Origin of the sequence: Lewinella sp., assembly GCF_050633125.1 — a bacterium.
Lineage (GTDB): Bacteria > Bacteroidota > Bacteroidia > Chitinophagales > Saprospiraceae > Lewinella.
Map to the genome: position 1 here is coordinate 1 of NZ_JBOEFX010000250.1, position 1,351 is coordinate 1,351.

A 1,351-nucleotide genomic window follows, 5' to 3' on the forward strand; every position below is an offset into this window, starting at 1 on the left:
AAGGAATGACTCCCTTTAAAATATTCAGCACTTCCGCCCAGATAATGGGTAGTCGTTGGCGGAAAGGAGTCTGCTCTGCCTCAAACGCTTCACTTTCTTTTTGGGCATTGGCCAAAACCTCTTTTACCCAGGGCGTCAGAAAGCGTTCAAGCCTGAATTTTGAAAGAATAATCCCTGCTGTCATTCCTAAAAGCACGCCGCTGATCACGTAGATAATGGTAGTCTTCAAGCCAAAAAGCCCAATAAAAAGGCCAATAGCTACTTCGTTGACCAGGGGAGACGTAATCAAAAAGGAAAACGTAACTCCCAGTGGAATCCCTCCTCTCACAAAGCCAATAAACAAAGGGACGGAAGAGCAAGAACAGAAGGGCGTGACTACTCCGAAAAGAGAAGCCATCAGGTATTCCGTGCCGTAAAGCTTGTTGCGCGAAAGGAAATTTCGAACCTTTTCAACAGGGAAGTAACTGTTTATTATCCCCATAAAAAAGATNNACGACAAAAAGCAAAAGCAATATTTTGATGCTGTCGTAGAAGAAGAAATTTAAAGCTTCTGCCAGATGTTCTTCTTTTGCTAAGCCAAATTGCTCATACACCAACCAGTCTGCAAATTGTTGAATCCAATCAAACATAATCTTTGACTATTTACTGTAGTAACTCCTTCAATTCAGGGACAGAAGGGACACGCCCCTTTATTTTGATGTCACCATCAATCACTACAGCCGGTGTGGAAATGACATTGTATTCCATGATTTTCATGATGTCTTCCACCTTTTCAATCGTTACATTGGTTAGCCCCAGTTCTTCGACGGCCTTCTCTACCATGCTGGTCGTTTGCTTGCATTTTGGGCAACCTGTTCCAAGAATTTTAACCTCTCTCATGATCGTTATTTTATTATCGTCAATCGCAAATTGACGATAGGTTTGAGTAAAAAAATATCACTCGAAAAAAGCGGCAAAAAGTAGCTTCGCTTTTCTCCAGTTTTCCTGGTTAATGCAATACTTTATTTTGGGAGCATCTATTTCTCCTTGAATCAGCCCTGCATTTTTCAATTCTTTCAAATGTTGGGAAACGGTAGATTGGGCAATAGGTAATACCTCCACCAAATCACCGGTAAAGCAACAACTTTGTGTACTGAACAGACGTAAAATTTCAAGCCTTGTCGGATGCGCAAGCGCTTTGGCAAATTTTGCCATTTCTTCCTGACTGTTGGCTGAGAATTTTTGTTCTGTTAGTACTTTCATTGATCTTCTTTATAGTCAATCGCAAATGTACGATTGATTTTGTTGTAATGCAAGTTTTTTTGTTTGTGTGTGGTGTTTTTAATTGGATCAGAGAATGAAAAGCCTTCAA

3 protein-coding genes are annotated in these 1,351 nt (G+C 40.5%); all 3 read right to left on the minus strand.

The window, feature by feature from the left end:
- On the minus strand, positions 1–481 hold a 481-nt coding region (locus ACRBG0_RS28705; protein ID WP_431490254.1), incomplete at its 3' end, for a permease.
- A 161-nt stretch (positions 482–642) separates the two neighbouring features.
- Positions 643–879: a thioredoxin family protein gene (locus ACRBG0_RS28710; RefSeq protein WP_431490255.1), complete on the minus strand. Its 237-nt coding sequence runs from the start codon at positions 877–879 to the stop codon at positions 643–645.
- Positions 880–936: 57 nt separating this feature from the next.
- Positions 937–1,242, minus strand: coding sequence for an ArsR/SmtB family transcription factor (locus ACRBG0_RS28715; RefSeq protein WP_431490256.1), 306 nt, complete (start codon positions 1,240–1,242; stop codon positions 937–939).
- Positions 1,243–1,351 lie beyond the last annotated feature (109 nt).

Coding starts and splice junctions, on each gene's coding strand:
- ACRBG0_RS28710 (WP_431490255.1), bottom strand. CDS start 879: ATGAGAGAGGTTAAAATTCTTGGAACAGGTTGCCCAAAATGCAAGCAA.
- ACRBG0_RS28715 (WP_431490256.1), bottom strand. CDS start 1,242: ATGAAAGTACTAACAGAACAAAAATTCTCAGCCAACAGTCAGGAAGAA.